This is a genomic window from Streptomyces sp. NPDC048479, assembly GCF_040651435.1.
In the GTDB taxonomy this organism is placed as follows: Bacteria; Actinomycetota; Actinomycetes; order Streptomycetales; family Streptomycetaceae; genus Streptomyces.
This window is the reverse complement of sequence record NZ_JBEZKA010000111.1, coordinates 1-1,791: the sequence shown is the minus strand read 5'-3', so window position 1 is coordinate 1,791 and position 1,791 is coordinate 1. Positions and strand designations below refer to the sequence as shown.

Annotated in this window: 1 protein-coding gene; it reads left to right on the top strand. The window is 67.4% G+C overall.

From position 1 onward, the window contains the following. Positions 1 to 58 precede the first annotated feature (58 nt). Positions 59 to 1,774 carry an ISAzo13 family transposase gene (locus AB0D12_RS41230; protein ID WP_362695213.1) on the top strand — a complete coding sequence of 572 codons (1,716 nt, stop codon included), beginning with the start codon at positions 59 to 61 and terminating at the stop codon, positions 1,772 to 1,774. Positions 1,775 to 1,791: the final 17 nt, after the last annotated feature.

Sequence of the window (1,791 nt, the reverse complement as noted above, 5' to 3'; positions counted from 1 at the left end):
GTAAGGGCTCGCAGAGAATCAACCTGTTGCTTCCCGTGTTTGAGCTCGTTGGTGTGGTATGCGCGTCTCCGAGTCGATCTGTGACCAACTCGCCGTGAAGTTCAAGGTGTTGTTCCCGCATCTGGACGAGCGGCAGCGGCGGCTGTTGATGGGGGCCGAGGCCCGAATCCTTGGACATGGCGGCATCCGGGCGGTCGCGCGTGCGGCTGGGGTCAGCGAGACAACGGTGCGCAAGGGCGTTGACGAGCTGGACGCCGGCGAGGACCCACTGGGACGGGTGCGCAGGCCTGGCGGCGGGCGGAGGAAGGCCGCGGATGTTGATCCGGGTCTGCGGTCGGCGCTGCTGGCACTCGTAGAGCCGGATGTGCGCGGGGATCCCATGTCGCCGCTGCGCTGGACGACGAAGTCGACCAGGAATCTCGCGGCCGAGCTCACTCGCCAGGGACACAAGGTGAGCGCGGACACGGTCGGGGACCTGTTGCGGGAAGAGGGCTTCAGCCTGCAGGCCAACGCCAAGACCATCGAAGGCAACCAACATCCCGACCGCGATGCCCAGTTCCGCTACATCAATGACCAGGCCAAGGACCACATGGGCGCCGGGGACCCTGTGATCAGCGTGGACACCAAGAAGAAGGAGCTGGTCGGCGACTACAAGAACGCAGGGCGCCAGTGGCGGCCTCAGGGTGAGCCGGTGCTGGTCAAGACGCATGACTTCCTGGACCGGCAGGGTCCGGGAAAGGCGATCCCGTACGGGATCTACGACGTCGCCGCGAACACCGGCTGGGTCAGCGTCGGCACCGACCACGACACTGCCGCCTTCGCCGTTGCCTCCATCCGCCGCTGGTGGCAGGCCCGCGGCCACCACGACTACCCGCGCGCCACCCGTCTGCTGATCACCGCCGACGCGGGCGGCTCCAACGGCTACCGCACGCGCGCCTGGAAGGCCGAACTCGCCGCTCTGGCCTGCGAGACAGGCCTGGACATCACTGTCTGTCACCTGCCGCCTGGGACATCGAAGTGGAACAAGGTGGAGCACCGGCTGTTCTCCCACATCAGTATGAACTGGCGCGGCAGGCCGCTGACCAGCCACGAAGTCATCGTGAACAGCATCGCGGCGACCACCACGCGCACCGGGCTGACCGTCCACGCCGAGCTCGACCCGGGCACCTACGACACCGGCGTGAAGGTCACCGACGGCGAGATCGATGCGCTGCCGATGAGCCGACACCGTTTCCATGGCGACTGGAACTACACGCTCCACCCTGGCGGGCCCCAGCCGGCCCCCGGCCGTGAGGCGGGATCGGAAGCCGCCGCGATCGCCGCCGAGCAGCCCAGGTGCCCGGACGGACTCGACACCTCTCTGCTCCGCGACCCGGAGCTGACGGGTATAGCCATCGAGCAACTGGACGCTCTGGTCGACTCGTTGATCCCGGCGCTGGCGCAACAACGTGAACGGCTTCGCCACGAACGCCGGGGCGGTGAGCGGCTCCGCGCGCGGGGCGCGGGCGCCAAGGACAAGCTCTCCGATGCGGACCGGATCCTGGCCGCCGTACTCTGCCTGCGCAAGATCGGTACCCATGACCTGCTCGCCCGGCTCTTCGGCGTCAACGGAAGCACGCTCACGCGGGCCGTCCAAGAGGTACGGCCCCTCCTGGCCGAGCACGATCAAATGATCCGGCCCTCAACCGCCAGATTTCGCACCCCGACGGACGTGGCTGCCCACCTCGACAAGTACGGCAGCCAGCCCCCGAGGAAGATCAAACCCGCATGTTGATTCTCTGCGAGCCCTAA